At 48.7% G+C, this 1,857-nt stretch carries 1 protein-coding gene and 1 pseudogene; both read right to left on the bottom strand.

What is annotated here, in order from left to right; all coding sequences use genetic code 11:
- Positions 1-111: 111 nt before the first annotated feature.
- Positions 112-1,491: pseudogene (gene tnpC / locus WFH18_RS17350) on the bottom strand (IS66 family transposase); the annotation flags it as partial.
- A gap of 74 nt (positions 1,492-1,565) precedes the next feature.
- A partial coding sequence (gene tnpB / locus WFH18_RS17345) for an IS66 family insertion sequence element accessory protein TnpB (RefSeq protein WP_336755361.1) occupies positions 1,566-1,857 on the bottom strand: 292 nt, incomplete at its 5' end.

The raw sequence follows: 1,857 nt of genomic DNA, 5'->3' as shown, positions 1-1,857 counted from the left end.
TGCCTCGTTACATTGTCGAAGGCGCTCTTTATTCAGCCTTCTAGATTCACCCGGTGACACGGGTGGTTCCCGCAGGGGGGAACAACTTCATTAAGCGACTTCGTGTCGCACTTCAATCCAGTTATTATCTATAGGCAAATTACCATCATCCAGATAGCGGCAGAGTGCCTGCCAACGTTTTAGGCTGTAATTGATCGCCTTGGCGGTGGGAGAACTCGATGGCACTGTCAGATGATGTTGGTTGAGCCATTCATACAGTTGTTGCATCACTGGTTGACTATGCTGTTGTCGGTATTCGCGGCGCTGTTCTGCTGTACCATCGGTCTTTTTCCTGAGTTCTACTTCTATCGCATACAGTTTCTGAATCAGCACCAATGCCTGTTCAGCGACCTGACTTTTCCCGGTCACATGCAGTTCATGGAATTTACGACGTGCATGGGCCATGCAGCCCACCTCTATGACCTGACCTGATTTAAAGCGTGCTTTATAACCACTGTAATCATCACAGACTAGATTGCCCTGCCAGCCTTTCAAGAACGCTTCAGCATGCTGGCCTGAACGACTATCCTGAAAGTCATAGATCACTGCCTGAACTGGATTGTACTGTGTAGTGGCATAGGCCCAGACATAACCTTTTTTCGGTTTTTTCTCATCATCACCCATCCGCATGATGGTGACCGGCGTTTCATCGGCATGGATCACCCGCTGTTGCAGCACCACCTGTTTTAAGGCATTGGCCAGAGGTTCCAGTTCTACACCGCAGCGACCTATCCAGTCAGATAAAGTTGATCTAGAAAGTTCGATTCCCGCCCGCTGATAGATCAGACGTTGACGGTACAGCGGCAAATGATCGGCATATTTCGATACCAGCACATGGCTGAGCAATTCAGGTGAAGCAATGCCTTTATCAATTACATAGGCAGGCATCGCTTGCTGAGTCAGGGTGTCACACTGATCACAGACCCATTTACCACGCACATGCTGTTCCTTATAGAACTGTGCCGGTCTGAAATGCAGTTTTTCACTGACATCTTCGCCGATACGACGGAGTTGGCAGCCACAAGCGCATTGGGTTGATGCAGGTTCATGCTCAATACGGATGGTGTGTAGATGATCTGGCAGTGGTCGACGTTTAGGTTTATTTGCTTTGGCTTTGTGTGTCGCTGCATCGGTTTTATCTGCATTCAGCCGTTCCAGTTCCAGATCAACGGCTGCGATATCTTCTTCGACCGCTTCATCCCAGAGATGGATTTGTTTTGCGGTGAGATGTTCGTTTTTACTGCCGAATTTGTGCTTTTTAAACAGCGCCAGTTCATGCTCGTATTTTTGATTGAGAATAGAAAGATGCTGAACTTTGGCATCCAATTGCTGGTTTGATTTTTCTAATTCTTGATTTGATTGTGCCAGAGACTGATGCTGCAGCGCCAACTGCCTGGTAAATTCCAGCAGTTGTTCATGGGTCAGTTGGCTTAAGTCAGGCAGCGTATTCATGACCGCAGTATGCCTGAGGTCATGAGAAGAATGAAATAGAACGTTTGGAGAATAGCAGAATGGAACAGCTTGGTTTAAAGCATCGTCACCACCTGCTGTCGTCCAATGCGCTGCCAGGGCAAACCCTGGATCAGTGCCTGTAACTGTTCCGGGCTGAGAGCTACGCTTTCACCCTGGTGAACTTGAGCCCAGTGAAATTTGCCCTGTTCCAGCCGCCGGGCACACAGCCAGATGCCCAGTCCATCATGCACCAGTACTTTCATGCGATGGCCACGTTTATTACAGAACAGGTAAGCACAATGCGGTTTGATGTAGCCAAAGGCTCTCACCACCTGAGCCATGGTCGTATCCATACCTGCACGCATG

The sequence above is a fragment of the Acinetobacter sp. USHLN143 genome (assembly GCF_037145695.1).
In the GTDB taxonomy this organism is placed as follows: Bacteria; Pseudomonadota; Gammaproteobacteria; order Pseudomonadales; family Moraxellaceae; genus Acinetobacter; species Acinetobacter fasciculus.
The sequence above is the reverse complement of the archived record's forward strand: the minus strand, read 5'-3'. Positions and strand labels throughout refer to the sequence as shown.